At 67.1% G+C, this 16,763-nt stretch carries 14 protein-coding genes; 3 read left to right on the top strand and 11 right to left on the bottom strand.

Annotated elements, in window-relative coordinates; translation table 11 throughout:
* Positions 1–283 precede the first annotated feature (283 nt).
* Positions 284–679: a VOC family protein gene (locus tag IEX43_RS18750; protein ID WP_104184621.1), complete on the top strand. Its 396-nt coding sequence runs from the start codon at positions 284–286 to the stop codon at positions 677–679.
* 106 nt (positions 680–785) lie between these two features.
* On the opposite strand, the gene IEX43_RS18745 is transcribed toward IEX43_RS18750, so the two are convergent.
* The 5 genes from IEX43_RS18745 to IEX43_RS18725 all read right to left on the bottom strand — a co-directional run bounded on the left by IEX43_RS18745 (position 786) and on the right by IEX43_RS18725 (position 4,876).
* The gene (locus IEX43_RS18745; RefSeq protein ID WP_188813488.1) at positions 786–1,091 is read right to left on the bottom strand and encodes a hypothetical protein; all 306 of its coding nucleotides are present in this window, start codon (positions 1,089–1,091) and stop codon (positions 786–788) included.
* Between the two features lie 12 nt (positions 1,092–1,103).
* A complete protein-coding gene (locus IEX43_RS18740) occupies positions 1,104–2,213 on the bottom strand; it encodes a S1C family serine protease (protein ID WP_188813487.1) in 1,110 nt (369 codons plus the stop codon).
* Between the two features lie 83 nt (positions 2,214–2,296).
* The gene (locus IEX43_RS18735; protein WP_188813485.1) at positions 2,297–2,914 is read right to left on the bottom strand and encodes a TetR/AcrR family transcriptional regulator; all 618 of its coding nucleotides are present in this window, start codon (positions 2,912–2,914) and stop codon (positions 2,297–2,299) included.
* 68 nt (positions 2,915–2,982) lie between these two features.
* Complete coding sequence (gene paaK, locus IEX43_RS18730) at positions 2,983–4,350, bottom strand: phenylacetate--CoA ligase PaaK (protein WP_188813483.1); 1,368 nt, start codon at positions 4,348–4,350, stop codon at positions 2,983–2,985.
* 7 nt (positions 4,351–4,357) lie between these two features.
* Positions 4,358–4,876 (bottom strand): hotdog fold thioesterase, encoded by a 519-nt coding sequence (locus IEX43_RS18725; RefSeq protein ID WP_188726951.1) that lies wholly within the window; start codon positions 4,874–4,876, stop codon positions 4,358–4,360.
* Between the two features lie 311 nt (positions 4,877–5,187).
* Here IEX43_RS18725 and pta point away from each other — a divergent pair, with 311 nt between their 5' ends.
* On the top strand, positions 5,188–7,266 hold the full coding sequence (gene pta, locus IEX43_RS18720; RefSeq protein ID WP_188813481.1) for a phosphate acetyltransferase: 2,079 nt from the start codon (positions 5,188–5,190) through the stop codon (positions 7,264–7,266).
* A gap of 120 nt (positions 7,267–7,386) precedes the next feature.
* On the opposite strand, the gene IEX43_RS18715 is transcribed toward pta, so the two are convergent.
* Complete coding sequence (locus tag IEX43_RS18715) at positions 7,387–7,686, bottom strand: hypothetical protein (protein ID WP_188813479.1); 300 nt, start codon at positions 7,684–7,686, stop codon at positions 7,387–7,389.
* 135 nt (positions 7,687–7,821) lie between these two features.
* Between IEX43_RS18715 and IEX43_RS18710 the strand changes: the two genes are divergently transcribed.
* Positions 7,822–8,988: an acetate kinase gene (locus IEX43_RS18710; protein WP_188813477.1), complete on the top strand. Its 1,167-nt coding sequence runs from the start codon at positions 7,822–7,824 to the stop codon at positions 8,986–8,988.
* Between the two features lie 100 nt (positions 8,989–9,088).
* Here the strand turns inward: IEX43_RS18710 and IEX43_RS18705 are convergent, their stop codons facing one another.
* The 5 genes from IEX43_RS18705 to IEX43_RS18685 all read right to left on the bottom strand — a co-directional run bounded on the left by IEX43_RS18705 (position 9,089) and on the right by IEX43_RS18685 (position 16,487).
* A complete protein-coding gene (locus IEX43_RS18705) occupies positions 9,089–10,285 on the bottom strand; it encodes an NAD(P)/FAD-dependent oxidoreductase (RefSeq protein WP_188813476.1) in 1,197 nt (398 codons plus the stop codon).
* Positions 10,286–10,289: 4 nt separating this feature from the next.
* Positions 10,290–10,496: a hypervirulence associated TUDOR domain-containing protein gene (locus IEX43_RS18700; protein WP_104184611.1), complete on the bottom strand. Its 207-nt coding sequence runs from the start codon at positions 10,494–10,496 to the stop codon at positions 10,290–10,292.
* A 146-nt stretch (positions 10,497–10,642) separates the two neighbouring features.
* On the bottom strand, positions 10,643–13,231 hold the full coding sequence (locus tag IEX43_RS18695) for an AMP-binding protein (protein ID WP_188813474.1): 2,589 nt from the start codon (positions 13,229–13,231) through the stop codon (positions 10,643–10,645).
* A gap of 79 nt (positions 13,232–13,310) precedes the next feature.
* Positions 13,311–15,722: a M50 family metallopeptidase gene (locus tag IEX43_RS18690; protein WP_188813472.1), complete on the bottom strand. Its 2,412-nt coding sequence runs from the start codon at positions 15,720–15,722 to the stop codon at positions 13,311–13,313.
* A 6-nt stretch (positions 15,723–15,728) separates the two neighbouring features.
* The gene (locus IEX43_RS18685; RefSeq protein ID WP_188813500.1) at positions 15,729–16,487 is read right to left on the bottom strand and encodes a peptidoglycan-binding protein; all 759 of its coding nucleotides are present in this window, start codon (positions 16,485–16,487) and stop codon (positions 15,729–15,731) included.
* Positions 16,488–16,763 lie beyond the last annotated feature (276 nt).

Genomic DNA, 16,763 nt, shown 5'->3' with positions numbered 1-16,763 from the left:
TCCGCGACGGCAGCCTCTACCAAGCCCAAACACCAACAGCAGCTTGACGAAAAACATAGGGACACTCTCACTTCCTGCATGATTCTCGCCAACGCTCTATCACTGTCCCCTGGTAAGTGATAGAGCGTTGTCGATTTATCCGCATCAACTGAGAGAGGGTGTGGGGATTTCCTGCGGTAAGTGAGAGAGCGTGCGGCTGGGCCGGGAGGGGAGGTGGGCGGATCTTTTTGGCGGGCGGAAGCGTAAAATTCTGCCCGTAGGAGGTGGCCACATGAACCTAAGAATGAACACAGCCACAACCGTCCTGCCAGTCGATGATGCAGCGCGCGCCCGAAGGTTCTACACCGAAAAGCTCGGACTCCCGCACCGCGGCATGACAGACGACGGAAGCGAATTGCTCGGCAGCGACGGCGGCCCCATGCTGCAGTTAATGCCGGTCTCGGACGGCAAGCACTCCGATCACACCGCCCTGAGCTTCGAGGTCACGGATATCGAAAGAACGGTCCGCGATATGGAAGCCAGGGGTGTCGCGTTCCAGGACTACGACCTGCCCAACCTGAAGACAGAGAACCACATCTGCACCACCGACTCGGAGAAGTGCGCGTGGTTCATGGACAGCGAGCACAACATCCTGTGTGTCCACGAAAAGCTCGGCGTCCAGGCCGAGTACGAACTCTAGCCACACACCGGTGAAACAGGAAAGGGCGCCCCGGAATACCGGGACGCCCCTTCGCCGTGCTGGCCGCCTGCTGTGTTAGCAGCCGGCCGTGCCGGCTGCCGTGAAATCAGGACTCGGCGCCGCCGTGCAGGCTGTCGTCGCTGCTGTCATCCTCACGGCCGGTGCCGTGCCCGCTTTCACTCTGGTCCGAGAGGTCCATGTTGCCCCGGGCCTCAGCCATGGTGGGGCCGCCGGAGGGAACGCTGTAGGTGTCCGGGCGGATGCCGTGGGACTGTTCCTCGATCAGTGCCTGCTCTTCGCTGAAGCGGATCACGTTGGCCTCATCGCCGGCGTCGCCGGGGACGTCCTCACGGATCTTTGAGGGGTCCGGAATGATGTATCCGGCGTCTGCTTCGTCTTTGGGGTGGCTCATTTTCTTACCTTCCTATCGGGTGTTACTTGTGGGCCGCGCGATGAGGTCCGCCTTGAGGTCAAGGCTCTGGTCCTGCCGCTTGACCTTGAAGCCTACGGTATCGCCGGGGTTGCGGTTCCGGAGTTCCGCCAGGAGCTTCTCCGGAGCGGTGAGGTCCACGCCCTCCAGGGACTCCAGGACGTCACCCGGGCGGATGCCGGCGCGTGCGGCCGGGCCGTCGTCGTCCACTGCCAGGACCACAACGCCGGTGCGAGCGTTGATGCCCAGCTGGCCGGCGATCTGCGGGGTCAGTTCCCCCGGCGTGAGGCCCAGGTAGGCGTGCTCGGCAGTGCCGTCCGCCAGCAGTTCCTCGGCGACCTCCACGGCGGTGGCGGCGGGGATCGCGAATCCGAGGGCCACGGCACCGGCCGACGGGGGAATGTAGGCCTCGCTGATGCCGATGATTTCGCCGCGCATGTTGATGACCGCCCCGCCGGAGTTGCCTGGGCTGATGGGGGCATCGGTCTGGATCAGGTCCACCAGGGAGAGGCTGTTGGAGGCGGAGCCGGGAATGGACCGGTGCAGCCCGGAGATGATCCCGGCGGTGGCTGTGTTCTCGAAGCCGAGCGGCGAGCCGAGCACCACGGCACCCTCGCCCACGCGGGGGAGGTTGGTCTGGTAGACGGGTTTGGGCAGGCCGGTGCGGTTGGCCTGCACCAGGGCGAGGTCAGTTACGGGGTCCGTTGCCCTGACGGTTCCCTCCACCCGCTGGCCGTCGGCGAAGGCCACCTCCACGCGGGTGTTGCCCCGGACCACGTGCTCGTTCGTGAGGATCAGGCCGTCCTCGGAGTAGACCACGCCGCTGCCCAGGCCGCCGTCCGTGAAGATGGTGACCACGGACGGGGCGAGGTTCTCCACCAGCTGGGGGATATCGCCTTCTGCAGCCGGCGCGGGGGCCGGCGCCGATGTGCTGTTGGGCGTAGCGGTTGACGCGGACCCGGGGCTGGAGGAGCCGCTGGGTTCCGGGGGAGGCGTGGAGCCGGTGCAGGCGGTGAGGGCCAGGGACGCCGTGAGCAGTGCAGCTCCCGCGGCGGTCCGGAGGAGGTCGGCCCGCGGAAGGGCCCGGCGGGTGACGGTATTCATGGACGGCCTCCTCCGGTTCCTGGCTGGTTTCTACCACCGTAGCCGGGGATCAGAGAAAATACCAAGCACCCTTAGTATCTGCCTTAGTGCTGGGTGGAGTGCAGCCCGTCGAACGCCATGGTGATCACGTCGTCGGCGAGCCGCTCGGGGGAGAGGGAGCCGCCCGGCTTGTACCATTCCACGATCGAGTTGATCATGCCGAACAGCAGCCTGGTGACGGTCCGCGGATCGATGTCCTGGCGCAGCGAGCCTTCGTCGCGGGCTGCGGATATCAGGGCGGCCACCTTGTGGTCGAAGGCGCGGCGGCGCTCCAGGGCGTCCCGCTCGATCTCCGTATTCCCGCGCAGCCGCAGGAGCAGCGTGACGAACGGCAGCCGCTCCACCAGGACGGCCACGGTCTGCCGGAGCACGAACTCGAGGCGGGCATCGGCCGCGCCGGACGTTGCTGCAGGTTCTTGCAGGATGCCCTCGAGCCCGCCGAGCGCGTGCTCCAGGGCGAGCTTCAGGAGGTCGCCCTTTGACGGCACGTGGTGGTAGATGGCGGACTTGGAGATGCCCAGGTTGTCCGCGAGGATGCCCATGGACGTTGCGTCGTAGCCGTGCCGGTTGAAGACGTCGACGGCGATGCGCAGCACCGACTGCTGGTCGTATCCGGGGCGGCCGCGCTTGGCTGTGCTGGCTGTATCAGTGCTGCTGGGCATAGTGGCTAGTTTCTCATGAACGGTCGGTCGGGTGGCGCAGCCCGGAGCCTGCGCCACCGCTGGATGGCCTACGCCTTGGGGCGCATGTCGTAGATGCGTCGCAGCTTGCCGTTGGACCGCTCCAGGGAGCCGGGGTCCACAACGTCAACCGTGCAGGAAGAACCCACATGGATCTTGATCTGCTCCTTCAAGGTGCGCGCCGCCGTCGAAACCTGCTCGATGGTGACGGTCTCCCGGCGCTCGATCTTCACCGTCATCTGGTCCATCCGCTGGCCCTCGGGCCGGGTGAGCTCAAGTTGGAAGTGCGGGCTAAGCTCGGGGATGCGGAGGGCGATCTCCTCGATCTGGGACGGGAAGACGTTCACGCCGCGGAGGATGATCATGTCATCGCTGCGGCCGGTGATGCGTCCCATCCGGCGGTGTGCGGGGCGGGCCGTGCCGGGGAGCAGGCGCGTGAGGTCCTTGGTGCGGTACCGGATGATGGGCAGCGCTTCCTTGGTGAGGGACGTGAACACCAGTTCGCCGTGCTCGCCGTCGCGCAGCACGTTCTCCTTGCCCACCACCGGGTTGAAGGCGTCGATGATTTCCGGCCGGAAGTGGTCCTCCCAGATGTGGCTGCCGTCCTGGGTCTCCACGGCCTCGCCGGCCACACCGGGTCCCATGACCTCGGACAGGCCGTAGATGTCGCAGGCCTTGAGGTTCATGGTGACCTCAAGTTCGTGCCGCATCTCCTCCGTCCACGGCTCGGCGCCCAGCACAGCATACTTCAGCGAGGTGGAGGCGGGGTCGATGCCCATGTGCGCCATGGCGTCCGCGATGGTGAGCAGGTAGGTGGGGGTGGCCAGGATGGCGTCCGGCTTGAAGTCCTGGATCAGCTGGATCTGGCGTTCGGTCTGCCCGCCGGAGATGGGGATGACTGTGCAGCCGAGGGCTTCGGCGCCGGCGTGCGCGCCCAGGCCGCCGGTGAACAGGCCATACCCATACGCGTTGTGGACTTTCATGCCCGGGCGGATGCCTGACGCGCGGAAGCTGCGTGCCACGAGCTTGGCCCAGTCCGCCAGGTCCTTCTTGGTGTACCCGACCACCGTGGGCCGGCCCGTGGTGCCCGAGCTGGCGTGCACGCGGGCTACTTCGTGCTGCGGGACGGCGAACATCCCGAACGGGTATTCCTCGCGGAGGTCGTCCTTGGTAGTGAAGGGGAAGTTGCCCAGGTCGCTGAGTTCCCGGAGGTCGTTCGGGTGGATGCCGGCGTCGTCGAACTTGCGCTTGTACAGCGGCACGCGCTCATAGGCGTAGGCCACGGTGTGCTGCAGGCGGCTCAGTTGCAGGGCCTCGAGCTCGTCGCGGGACATGGTCTCCTCGCGGTCCAGGATGACGTTAGTGCCTGCGGCCGTTGCTGCGGCAGCGGCGGGGGTTTCGGGGGCATGCAGGGTCATGATTTTCCTACTTCTTGGGGATGGTGCGGCTGCGTCCGCGGAACTCGGCAATGAGCTCGCCGGGCTGGGCTGAACTGGGCTGGACTGAATTGGGCTGGACTGGGCCTGGCAGGGCCTGTGCGGGCTGGCCTGTTGGGGAGGGTGCAGCATCCGTGGCGAAAATCTGGATGTCGTACAGGCCGCTGCGTCCGGCGCTGGAGCGGCGGTCCGCCACTGCGGTCAGCACCTGGCCGCGGAACGCCGGCTTGAGGAAATTGATGTCGACGCCGGAGGCCACGGTGATGCTGTTTTCCTCGCCGGGTGCCTGGACGGCGGGGTTGCAGGCGAGGGCGAACGCGGTGTCCCCGAAGGCGAAGATCATTCCGCCGTGGGCCATGCCGAAGCCGTTGAGCATTTCCTGCCGGAGGGTCATCCGGATGGTTGCGTGGCCGTCGCTGATGGCGAGGACTTCGATGCCCATCCACTCGGAGGCATAGTCGTTCTCCAGGATCTGGTGTGTGGGCCCGGAAAGGGTGGTTTCAGCCATGCGTCATTGCCTCCAGCTTTATTTACCGAATGTTCATTAGGTAATCCCATGGAGGGGTCCGATGTCAAGGGCTGGGGCGTCTGCGGCCGCCGTTCCAGCCCGGTTTTCCGGCGTCAGACCCGCTTTTTGGCGGCTACCCCCGGGGCGGGGCGACCCAAAACCGGGCTGGTATGTACGTTGGCGGCCCGCACGTCCCCGCGAGGTGACACTTGACGGCACTCCCAGCGGCGGACATTGCTGTGAAGTGCCATCTCGCGGGGAGGGAGGTGCAAGGATGGAGTGACCGGCACCAGCATAGCAAAGGGCGGACCATGGCCAAAGGCATCTACGTCAGCGCAACCACTCCCGGATCGGGCAAGTCACTTGTGGCCCTGGGTCTGGCGGACACCCTCCACCGGCATGCGGACAGGATCGGCTTCTTTAAGCCCGTGGTTCATGGCCCGGACGCCGCGGCCGATCCGATGGTCGCGCTGATGAAGTCCCGTTTCGCGCTGGAGGACGAGCGCTGCCGCGGCGGACTCACCCACGAGGAAGTCCGGTCCCTGCTGGCCGATGGAAACCGGGCTGAGATCGACGCCCGCTGCGTGGAAATCTTCGCCGAGATCTCGCGGCACTGCGATGTGGTGATCGTGGAGGGAACGGACCTGGTGGGCCAGGACTCCGCCGTCGAATTCGACCTCAACGCCCGTCTGGCCAACAACCTGGCCGCCCCCATCGTGGCGGTGGTGGGCGCCAAGGGGCGGACCGTCGCCGAGGCTGCGTCCGCCGTCGAGGTTGCCCGGAAGGAACTCGCCGCTGAAAGGTGCTCCCTGCTGGCCATCATGGTGAACCGTGCAGATCCGGAGGACCTGGACGCGATCGCCGCCGCCGTGAAGCCCGGCGCCTCAAAGCGGCCCGTGTACATCCTGCCCGAGCTGGAGGCGATCGCGCGTCCCACCACCGGCGAGGTTGCTGCGGCGCTGGGCGTCCGCCAGATCGCCGGGCGGCCGGACATGGAACGCGACGTCAAGGACATCAAGGTGGCCGCCATGAACGTGGGCAACTTCCTGAACGTGCTGGATGAGGGCGCCCTGGTGATCGTCCCCGGCGACCGGGCCGATGTGATGGTGGCGTGCCTGGCGGCGTCCTTCTCGCCGGAGTTCCCGGTGGCCTCCGCGCTCATCCTCACCGGCGGTCTCGCGCCCGACGCCAACATCTACCCGCTCCTGGCGCAGGCCCCGTTCCCCGTGTTTGCCGCCACGGAGGACACCTACACCACGGCCCGCCGCGTTTCCGAGGTCCGCAGCGAGATCTGGTCCGGACACCGCCGCAAGGTCGCTTCCGCCCTGGGCCTCTGGTCCCGCCGGGTGGACGAGACCGAACTGATGGAGCGCCTCCACCTGCCCCGGGCGGAGCGGATGACCCCGCTGCGCTTCCTGCATGACCTCATCGAACGTGCCAGGTCGCAGCGCCGGCATGTGGTGCTGCCGGAGGGAACCGACGTGCGGATCCTCCGGGCAGCCGAGATCCTGCACCGCCGTGACGTCTGCGACCTCACCGTACTCGGCCCCGAATCGGAGGTCCGCGAACTGGCGGCCGCCCGCGGCATCGACCTGTCCGGCATCAACATCGTTGACCCGGCCACCTCCGACTTGCGCCAGAAGTTCGCCGAAAAGTACGCGGAACTGCGGGCGCACAAGGGCGTGGACCTGGCGAAGGCGCTGGAGATCATGCAGGACGTCAGCTACTTCGGCACCATGATGGTCCAGCTCGGCGTGGTGGACGGCATGGTGTCCGGGGCGGCCCACACCACCGCCCACACCATCCGGCCCGCCCTGGAGTTCGTGAAGACGCGCGAGGGCGTCAAGATCGTGTCCTCCGTGTTCCTGATGCTGATGCCGGACCGGGTGCTGGTGTACGGCGACTGCGCCGTGAACCCGGACCCGAACGTGGAGCAGCTGGCGGACATCGCACTGGCGTCGGCGGAAACCGCGGCGCAGTTCGGGGTGGAGCCGCGGGTGGCCATGCTCTCCTACTCCACCGGCGGTTCCGGCTCGGGTGAAGCGGTGGACGAGGTGCGGCAGGCCACCGAGCTGGTCCGCCAGCGCCGCCCTGACCTCGCCGTCGAGGGGCCCATCCAGTACGACGCCGCCGTGGACGCCTCCATCGCGGAGTCCAAGATGCCGGGCTCGTCCGTTGCCGGGCAGGCCACGGTGTTCATCTTCCCGGACCTGAACACCGGCAACAACACGTACAAGGCGGTGCAGCAGAGCTCCGGAGCCGTGGCCGTCGGGCCCGTCCTGCAGGGGCTGCGGAAGCCGGTCAACGACCTCTCCCGCGGCTGCACCGTGGAGGACATCGTGAACACCGTGGCAATCACGGCCATCCAGGCACAGGCCCCCGCTTCCTAGGGCCTGCGTCCTAGGACCAGCTTCCCCAGGCGACAGCCAAGCGAGCCAACACAAAGGGCGACGGCGGCACCCTCCGTGGGTGCCGCCGTCGCCCTTTGTATTCAGGTACTCAGCGCTGCGTCAGCTGTTGTCCGGCTTCGCCATGCTGGCCGGATCCTCCTGCTTGGCAGGCTCATCGGACAGTCCCTGCGGGGTGAGGTCCAGATCCTCGGTGTTTTCCGGGGCTTCGGGTGCCTCGCCGGTTTCCTCAGCTTTCACGGCGCCGGTGTCGTCCAGGGCAGGGGTGGCGCCTTCCACCACAGTGGGGTCCTTCTTCCCGGAACCGGTATCCAAATCCGCCTGCGGATCCAGGGGCGCTGTGCTGCTGGATCCAGTGTTGGTGGGGTCGTTCTCGTCGATCGAATTCGGCTCGTTCGTCATGGAAGTGTCCTCTCGGGCGTGGTCCAGCTCGTGTGCCGACTCTAGGCCCCAGCCTCGCCTGTCCGCAAGAAACCCGTGCCCCGGCCCGCCTATAGTGGGGTTTGAACCGCAGAAGCAAGGCTTAGGAGGCCCCACATGCTCGTGCTCGTCATCAACTCCGGCTCGTCCTCGCTCAAGTACCAGGTGCGCGACGTCGCCGCCGGGAGCGTCCTGACCGAGGGGCTGATCGAGAAGATCGGCATGGGCAACGGCGGTGACGGGGACGGCGAAATCGAGGGCCCGCGGGACCACGCTGAGGCGCTAGAGCAGGTGGATGCCGCCATCCACCAGGAACTTGGCGGCCTGGAGCTGGCCGCGGTGGGGCACCGGGTGGTGCACGGCGGGGAGCGCTTCGCGGAGCCTGTACTGATCGATAACGAGATCACCCGCGCCATCGAGCGCCTGAACCCGCTGGCGCCGCTGCACAACCCCGCCAACGTCCTGGGGATCCGGGCCATCACCAAGAAGTGGCCGGACATGCCCCAGGTTGCCGTGTTCGACACCGCGTTCCACCGCACGCTGCCCGAGCACGCCTGGCGCTACGCCGTCCCGGACGAGCTGTACACCAACCACGGCATCCGCCGCTACGGCTTCCACGGCACGTCCCACGAGTACGTGACCCGGCGCGCCGCCGCGCTGCTGGACCTGCCCGTTGAAGAGTTCGACGGCGTCATCGCCCACCTGGGCAACGGCGCCTCCGTCACGGCCATCCGCGGCGGCAACTCCGTGGACACGTCCATGGGCTTCACGCCGCTCGAGGGCCTGGTGATGGGGACCCGCTCGGGCGACCTTGACCCGTCCATCCTGGTGTTCCTGGGCCGGGCAGGCTGGACCCCGGAGGACCTGGACACCATGCTCAACCGCGAATCCGGGCTGAAGGGCCTGGCCGGCAACAATGACATGCGCTCGGTGGTGGAGGCGTCCGAGTCCGGCGACTCCAGGGCTGCCACGGCGCTCGCCGTCACGTCCTACCGGCTGGCCAAGTACATCGGCGGCTACCACGTGGCCGTGGGCGGGGCGAAGGCCCTGGTGTTCACTGCCGGCATCGGCGAGAACTCCCACCAGTTCCGGGCGCTGGTGGCGGACCGGCTGGGTGCCCTGGGCGTAGAGCTCGACGCCGGCCTGAACGCCGAGCGGTCCAAGGAACCGCGCGTCATTTCCACGGCCGGGTCCGCCATCCCCGTCCTGGTGGTTCCCACCGACGAGGAACGCGCCATCGCGGAGGCGACGGCCGCCGTCGTCTCCTCATCGGTTGCTCCGTAGGTGCCGTTTTCGGCGCCCAAAACGGCATTATCGGAGCACTCGATGGGGTTCCCGGGACGCTCTCTCACTTAAGGGCGGTTTTCCCGGGGCGCTCTCTCACTTACGCCCGGCCCTTGAGGATCAGGTTCCAGTAGACCTGGGGAAAGATGTCCCGGTCCACCACCCAGGACAGCCTGCTCTCGTTCCACGTGGGGACCCGGGGAATGGTGGGCATGGGCCGGTAGCGGTCGTCGAACTCGGCGAACACCACGGTGTCCCGCGACACCGTGAACGGGCACACGGAGTAGCCGTTGTACTTTGCGCGCAGCGGCTTCCCCTTCCGGGCGGCGACCAGGTTCTGGGCCAGCACCTTGGTCTGCTTCCGGAGGGCGCCACCGGATTTTGAGTTGGTGGTCCCGGCCGCGTCCCCCAAGGACCACACGTTCGGGAACCGGATGTGCCTGAGCGTCTGGCGGTCCACTTCCACAAACCCGCCAGTGTCCCCGGCAGCAGGCAGGTCCGTGGCCTTCAACCAGTCCGGTGCCGACTGCGGCGGAACAGCGTTCAGAACGTCGTAGTGGATGGTGTCCTCCGCGCCCGTGGAGATGTCGCGAATGGTGGCGTTCCGGCCCGCCGCGTCCACGTAAACCAGTTCGCTGTTGGTCCGCAGTTCAATGCCGTACTCCGCAATCTTGCGGTCCAGTTCCCGGTCAATCTCGGGCACTCCGAACACTGTGGGATAGGGCTGGACCATCACCACGCGGATCTGGTCCAGCACGCCTTGCTCACGCCAGTAGTCGCAGGCAAGGTACATGGGCTTCTGGCTGGCGCCGCCGCATTTGATGGGGCCGGCGGGCATGGTGAAGACGGCGGTCCCGGACGTGAGCCCGCTCAGCAGGGTCCAGGCCTTGGGTGCCAGCTCGAACTCGTAATGCGACGCCCCGTGCAGCGAATGCACGGCCGCTGCCAGGCCCGGCACCTCGTCCCAGTCGTACTGCAGGCCGGGGCACACCACCAGCTGCCCATAGGACACGGAGGAGCCCGAGGCCAGGCTGACGGTATTTGTGTCGGTGTCCACGCCCACGGCGCCGTCACGGATCCACGTCACGCCCTGCGGCATCACCGACTCCTGGGAGCGGACGGCTTCCTGGGCCTGGGCCCGGCCGCCGGCAATATGGGAGAACAGCGGCTGGTAGAGGTGGTGGTCCCTGGGCTCGATGACGGCCACGTCCTTGACCCCGTAGCGTTCCAGGCGGGCTGCCAGGGATACGCCGGCGTTGCCCCCTCCGATGATCACCACTTCATGCTGGGCGGCCACGGCGCTACTTCTTTTCGGTCAGGGCGGAAGCCTTGTGCGCGGCCCGGGCGCCGGTCTTGGCGGATTCCACAACGTACTGCGGCTCGTCCTCGCTGGCCCGGTGCGTGTGTCCGTCCAGCTCAAAGTCGCTGGTCTTCTTCTCAACGATCTTTCCGTGGGTCATGCCCTGCGACGTGTTCCATTCGACGGACGTTCCCTTGCGTAGCGGCATGACTGCTCCTTTGGTGGGGTCCGGGCCGTGGCGGTCACCGGTGGGAGTACGGATTCTCCACAATAGTAAGCACGGTTAGCTTTTCCGGGTACTGCCCGCCATCAAAGGTGGGCGGACGACGGCGGGAGGCGGCCGCCGTCGTCACCTCACCTCCGTGCCAGGTAGCGGGTTGCCGCCCCGGCAGCCCTGTTGCACAGGGCCCAGTAGGCCACCCCGGCAGCCAGCGAGGCTGCCACGGCCAGGGGAACGCTGATGCCGGTGAGCAGGGGGTAGACCAGCCAGTGCACAAGGTAGATATGCATAGAGGCGCTGGCCAGCAGGACCGCCAGGCGGCTCATGGCGCGGGGCACCGGGAGGGTGGGCAGCCAGGCGAGCATCAGGATCCCGGCCATCACGGTGAGGTCCCGGTAGGGGTTCTCGAAGAACCCCGGGACGGTAAGGACCGTGAGGGCGGTGACAACGCAGCGCTGGGCAATGGTGCGGGAGCGGGCCATCGCCCAGCCCAGGGCGAACAGCCACAGGGCCGGGACGGTATGGGGAATGCCCGGCTCCACAAGCTCAAAGCGGGTGAGCAGGCCTGCGCCGAACAGGACCAGCGGGAAGACGAACGGGAACCGGCGTTCCGCACGGTGGAGCCAGGGGATGCTGAGCAGGGCCGTCATTGCCAGCAGGATGTAAACCATCACCTCGATGAACCAGAAGTGATACTGCGTGGTCACCTGCTCGGGGCCCAGGACGGCGTTCAGGAGCACGATGTTAACCAGGCTGTACCGGTCGGTGACCAGGTAGGCGAAGGCTATGAACACCATGCTGGGCACCGCGATCCGGGCTACGCTGGTGAGCTGGCGCCGCAGGCGGGGCAGCCTCTCGCCGGAGAGCTGGAAGCGGGCGAAGTTGAATCCCGCCGCCGCGAACAATACGTGCGCCATGCCCTGCCAGCTGAAGAGGCCGATGTGGGTGCTGGCAATGAGGAAGATCCCCACGGCGCGGAGGACGAGGCTGGTGTCCATCGGGGCCAGCACGCGCGCGGTCCACGGGCGGGCCGGTTTTTCACCCTGGCGCCCGTCCGGGAGCCGATCCGGGTGCCCGTTCTTGTTCCTGTCCGGCCGCGGTTTGAGGTCCCGGACCGGCGTCACGTGCCAGTCCGGCGGCAGGTGCCCCAACACCTGCTCGAGCCGGACTGAAGCGGCCACGAAGGAGAGGGAGTCGCCGCCGAGCGAAACAAACGTGTCGTCGTCGGAAATGTCCGTCAGTTCCAGTGTGTCCTCGAAGATCCGCCTGACGGTGTCCTGCTGGGTGGCGGTGTCCTGCGTTGTTGCGGCACCGGAAGCGTCCGCCATGGGCTCAGCGGCTGTGGCCGGGCGGGAGGACAGGGCAGCCACGGCCGGATAGTCCACTTTGCCCGTGCCCAGGCGCGGGAGCTCCTCCACGGCATGGAGGTCGACGGCGGCCCGCGGCAGTCCCAGCCCCTGTGCCAGGACCTTGGTGAGCAGGTGGGTGTCGTGGTCCCCTTCGACGGCGACGACGAGCCGCTGGTCCGTCCCGGCGCTGGCAGCGTCCACGCCGAGGTCGGCGAGGAGGCGTTCCACCTGGCCCAGGTCCACGCGCAGCCCAACGATCTTGACGAACCGGCTCCGCCGTCCCGTCACCTCGTAGAGCCCGGCACTGGTCTTTCGTGCGAGGTCGCCCGTGCGCAGTTCGGTGACCGTGCGGCCCAGCGCCAGGTCGCCGGGGCTCTCTGCATAGCCCAGCATCACGTTCGGGCCGCAATACACCAGTTCGCCGTCGGCAAGTCCCGGGACTGGCTCGAGCCGGAACGCTCCGCCGGGAACGGGAACTCCGATGGCCCCGGGATGGTCGGTTGCCAGGTCCGGCGGCAGGTAGGCCATGCGGGCGGTGGCCTCCGTCTGGCCGTACATGACGAACAGGTCCCAGCCCCTCTCCCGGCCCAGATCGGCGTAGTGCCGTACGGAGTCCGGGGCAAGCCGGCCGCCGGCCTGGGTGATGTAGCGCAGGCTGGGCAGGTCCATGTCCGCGAAGCCCACGCGCTCCAGCAGTTCGAAGGTGTAGGGAACGGCGGCGAAGGCGGTGGCCCCTTCCCGCCGGAACAGCTCCCAGAAGCACGGATCCACCACGGACAGCCCAGTGAGGACCAGGCCTGCGCCACGCAGCAGGTGGCTGTTGATCACTGAGAGCCCGTAGCAGTAGGACATGGGCAGTGTGGTGGCGGCCCGGTCGTCCCGGGTGATCTGCAGGTAGGTGGCGATGGATTCGGCGTTGGCCTGGAGGTTGGCGTGGGAAAGCCTGACCAGCTTGGGGGAGCCCGTGGACCCGGAGGTGCTGAGGAGCAGGGCAAGGTCCGGATGCAGGGTGTGCCGGGTCCCCGGGCGGCGTTCGTCCAGGACGCACTGCCCGTCGGCCGAGCGCACCACCACATCGGGATCGTAGGCGGCCACCAGGGACTCAAGGGCCGCGGGCTTGTCCTCCGGGAGGAGGATCAGCGGGTGGCCGGAGGCGAGGGCTGCCAAATAGGCGACGACGGATTCGACGTCGTTGGAGGCGGCGAGCGCGATCAGGCGGCGCTCGGTGCCGAGCCTTCGGGCGAAGCTGTCCACCCGGTCGGCGAGTTCGCCGTAGGCGAGGGTCAGTCCGTCGGTGATGATGGCAGGCCTGTTTCCGTAGCTCGAAAGATCGGCAGCGAAAGGTACCCGCGCGAAATCAAGCTGCGTGGTCATCCGACGATGGTATTAGCTAAGGCTCACCTAAGTAAAAAGCGCTGTTATAGACCATTGAGTGGAGAAATAATCGGCGGGCCTAGCCCGGATCTGTTGTGGGGAGCGGTTCCGCAGCAGGGGCAGTGGGACCTGTGCCCGCCGTCGGCTGAGCGGTTTGAAGCGGAGTGGACGACGGCGCCGGGCTGGCTCCGCCGGCCGGGGCCGGCGGCGCGGTTGCTGCCTCGGTTCCTGCCGGAGCAGGAGCAGATGCTTCAGCGGCCGGAACAGTCGGCTCCGGCTCGGCCTGCGTGGTGGAGGCGGAAGTCGGGCTGGGCGAAGCCGTCTGGCCGGGGTGCGGCCCCGCCGAAGCGTTGGGATCGGCCTTGATGATGGCGGTGATCTGGTCCTTGTAGGAAGCAAGAGCGGCTTGGATCTCTGAGAGGGGCACGTTCTGGACGTTCCTCCCGTAGGCGGCGATCTCTTCCCACAGTGCTGTCAGTTGGGCCATGCTGTCCTCAGCCAGTGGGCCGTCCAAGGTTAGTACCAGCTGGCTGGCCAGTGCATAGGTAAGGCAGTCCAGGCAGTTGTAGTTGGCGGCAGCTGACAGGTTCTCCGGAATAATGACGTCCGTTTGTCCCACAACAAGGACCACCTGGAAACCGACCGCCACCGCCGCGCAGCCTGTACAGCTGGCAAAAGCATAGGCCTCGTTACGTGCGTCCACCGGCTCGCCGTCCTCAGCCCATACCAGTGCGAAGGCCACACTGTAGCTGACCGAACCGTCGCTGGTATTGACGGCGAGGGCCTGATTGCCGTCCGGGCTAGGCGCCGCGGGCCGGTCGAACGGGAACACCCAGGAGGGAGAACTGCCAGGGGCCGTGGTGGACCTGGATGAAGCACGTTCAGTGCCGGGAGCGCCCGCAACGGGAACCAGCACCATACTCAGCTGGGGACTATCCCGCGTGGGGGTAGGTGTGCCGGTTGGCCAAAGAGCCACGGTGCGTCCGCTGCGCCCTTCCCTCAAGGCGGTGTCGCCGACCGGAAGAATTGAGGTGGTGGCATCTGCAAGGGTGCCACGTTCGTAGGGCTGGACGGGGCGGTAGGTTCCGCCGTCGGGCCACCATGCCCAGGCGAGGCCGGCAAGGAGGGCACCCACCACTGTCAAGGCGGCGGTTCGTTGGACGGCCCTGCCGCGGGTCTTGTGCCAGAGCCCTGTGACCAGTTGGCGCACCAGGCGCAGCAGGATGTACAGCATGCCCAGCATGGGCAGTGCCACGGCAACAATGGCGAGGAAGCGTACCGCGGCCCCGCCCAGATCTCCGGCCGAAAGGCTCTCTGCCAGCAGGCCCTGCTGCCGGGCGGCGCTGCTCCACGCGGTGGCCAGCAGCCGTGGCAGCGAAATCACCATCATGGCCAGGCTGAACAGCAGCAGGGGCACGGTGACCAGGACCCAGAGCGTCACCACCGCGCGGGCCCACGGTTTGAGGACCTTGTTTTCCGGCCGTCCCCAGCGCCACGGCAGCAGGCCCAGCAGGACAGGTTTGATGCGCTGGAAGAGGTCGGGCACCCCGGTGGCGTCCGCCAGGATGTGGTAGCCGTCGAACCTGACCAGGGGCAGCAGCTGGCGGACCATTTGGAGGATCTGGGTCACCACAACCAGCAGCAGTGCGTCGAAGCCCGTTACCCACCAGAGTCCCATGATTGCCACGGCAACGATGGCGTTGAAATAGAGGCCGCCGAGGTCCGTCCGGAGCCGCCCGCCGCGGCCCAGCCGGTAGGAGTCGGTGACATCTGTGAAGAATGCCGGCCAGACCAGGTAGAGGCCCGCGCCCATCGAGCCGGGGACGGCACCTCCCTTCCGTGCTGCGGCGGCGTGCCCGAACTCATGGAAGCCTGCAGACAGGATGGTGATGGCGAAGATCAGCAGGAGCAGGAGGGGATTCTCAAACGCTTCGTGGGTGGCCGACCCCAGTCCCTTCACCATCAACACCCACCAGCACGCTGCCAGGAAGGCTGCGGTTACGGCCACCACGATCAGGGGGTTGAAAAGTGCAGCGAATGGAGCCGTGATTTTGCCTGTCCGCACCGGATCGGTCACGGTGTAACGGAAACGCATCCCCAGCAGTGGATCGGCCTTCTTCACTTCCGGCTGGGATCCGTCGGCCAGCCGGAGCAGGCCCAGCGGCAGGAGCTGGGAATCAATCAGGGTGCGCACGTTGTCAGCGCTGATGAGCCTGCCGGAGCCGGCACTGGCATGCTCTGCAATCTCGGGAAGGCTGCGCGTTCCGTCTATTGCTTCCAGCACAAAATAGAGCAGCGGCGTCAGCTGGAGGGTTTGTCCGTCGGCGCGGCGGACCAGGGAGGGCGGCTCCCGGTAGCCTGATCCTTCGGACTCGCCGATCAGTTGGACGCCGTCGGCGAGCCGGGGGACCTGCGGGTGGTGCTCAGCCTCCAGGGCAGGGGACGACGGCGGGCCCGCCTGGGGGCGCGGCCCGCCGCTGGTTTGGGTCATCTGTGCTTACTGTTCGAGGTTGGACTGCTGGTCAGCGGAGGCGTTGGCCTGGCCCTCGATGTGCTGGCTGATGATGGCATCCTGCTCGGCCACGGCGTAGGCCTGGCTGTCGATGGAACCGATGTTCGCGGCCACGGCCGCGTCGATCGGGGCCGCGACGTTCGCATTGGCGGCCACGGCGCCGTTGATCGGCGCCGCGATGTCCGCGTCCGCAGCAAGGTCCACGTTGACGTTGAGCAGGTCGCCGTCCAGTGCCGCTGCGGGATCCACGGGCACCGCGCCGACATCGGGCAGGGTGCCGTCGGGCAGTGTTCCGTCCGGAAGGGTGCCATCGGGGAGGAGGGCGCCGCCGTCGGCCGTTCCTGTGGTGGTTCCCGCAACCGGGCTTCCGCCGTCCACCGTGCCCGCGCCGCTGCTCTCCGATGTTCCGCCGTCCACCGTGTCATTGCCCTGGTCGATGGTGCTGTCCTGGGTGGACTCCGCATTCGCGTCGGCCACGATGCCCTGCTCAATCATGACGCCCTGATCGGCGAGTGCCTGGGCGTCCGAGCCGTAGGAAAGAATGTTGGCGGAGGCTGCGGCGTCAATCGGTGCTGCGACGTTGGCGTTCGCTGCCACAGCAAGGTCGATGGGCGCTGCCGCGTCGATACCCAGGTCCAGGTCGGCATTCAGGTCCAGGACAGAGGCAACTTCCTTGTCCGGCAGGGCCGTTGCCTGCTCTGACATCAGTTCGTCGTCGGTCAGGGGACGCATTTCCTGTTCCATGCTCACGCAAAACCTCCACATGCGGCGCTGGTTGTCCTGCCCCCAGCGGGCAGCCAGCCAGACAATAGTAAGCCTGATTAGCATTTATGGGTACCGAGGGCGTCATGAGCGTTACCGCTGGTCAGGCCTGTGGGACCGCACGCGCGCGGCTTAATTCGCAGGCGGTGCCGGCCCTTCCGGCAGGGCATTGACACCGGCCTGCCGAAGGTCCACTCTGGCGCTGTGCCTGCCTATCGTGCCGGCAGAGCCGAGCCGGCATCAGGTGCCCTGTGAAGG

The sequence above is a fragment of the Pseudarthrobacter polychromogenes genome, assembly GCF_014644495.1.
GTDB lineage: Bacteria > Actinomycetota > Actinomycetes > Actinomycetales > Micrococcaceae > Arthrobacter > Arthrobacter polychromogenes.
This window is presented reverse-complemented; position numbering and strand designations above follow the sequence as displayed.